The 706-nt window shown below is 43.2% G+C and carries 1 protein-coding gene; it reads right to left on the reverse strand.

Annotated elements, in window-relative coordinates:
* Window positions 1-87: 87 nt before the first annotated feature.
* A partial coding sequence (locus IT781_RS22060; protein WP_194972310.1) for a helix-turn-helix domain-containing protein occupies window positions 88-706 on the reverse strand: 619 nt, incomplete at its 5' end.

Here is a 706-nt window from a genome sequence, read left to right on the forward strand (position 1 = left end):
TGTGATTACCGAGGGAAACTGACGGACTAATTACCGAGGGACTTTGTCGTTGCAGTGTATCAATTGGTTAATAAATCTACAATCAATTCATCCAATCGATACACCAGGAAGTGATGGTTTTGCCTTTTGTACCCTTAATGCGATGGTATTCATTTTCTCTCTTATCCAAACACACCTAACACCTGTAGGACTGATCTCGATTTGGTGCTCTGTTTGCAGTTGGGCTGATACCTGAGCCTGACCTAAGTGCGGATTTTGCAGTGAAAAGGTGATAACGAGATTTTCAATCTCCTTGTCAGTCCTATTCTTGTGGTGTATGTCCGGTCGAAAAGCCCGCTTCAAAGCCTGAGGTCCTTTTTCTTTTAGGAGCCTGCTGTTTTTATAAATGGTTTCGCGAGAGCAACCACTGATACGTGCTGCTTCGGAGACATTACCTAATTTTTCAGCTAATTCGATGGCATCGATTTTCTTTTGGATTTCCAAGTCATACAGAGTGGGTTTGGTTGGCTCGATAACTTCTGAAACGGCTAGATTACGACCCGCAAAGTGGGCGGTGAAACTGCTACCCGATTGCTTGCGGATTTCTATTTTCTGCTTGGCAATAGAGTGCCTGAGAGGCGATTCTATTAAGTAAAACTTGTTGTCATAACTAAACGTATGGTCGTTGCGGATTTTACGATACGCCTTCTCTACACAGATATCGTTC

It is taken from the genome of Methylobacter sp. BlB1 (assembly GCF_015476545.1).
GTDB lineage: Bacteria > Pseudomonadota > Gammaproteobacteria > Methylococcales > Methylomonadaceae > Methylobacter.